Annotated in this window: 1 protein-coding gene; it reads left to right on the forward strand. The window is 37.7% G+C overall.

The features are described 5' to 3' along the window. A partial coding sequence (locus SB749_RS21235) for a PD-(D/E)XK nuclease family protein (protein ID WP_410712064.1) occupies positions 1 to 228 on the forward strand: 228 nt, incomplete at both ends.

The raw sequence follows: 228 nt of genomic DNA on the forward strand, positions 1-228 counted from the left end.
GGTAACCTGATGATGGAGGCTCTATTTGATGCTCTAACTGTTGCCAATCCAAAGTCAGCCAATTTTGACTTTGGCGATTTCTCTGTCATCAATGAGCCTGGGCGTGAAGTAACCACCAAGAGTAATAAAAGGATTGACTTATTGTTAGAGGGTAATGACTGGGTGATGGTGATTGAAAATAAAATCTATCACCATCAAGTAAATCCATTTAAAACTTATCAAAAACAT

Origin of the sequence: Brevibacterium sp. SIMBA_078 (genome assembly GCF_046534565.1) — a bacterium.
GTDB lineage: Bacteria > Actinomycetota > Actinomycetes > Actinomycetales > Brevibacteriaceae > Brevibacterium.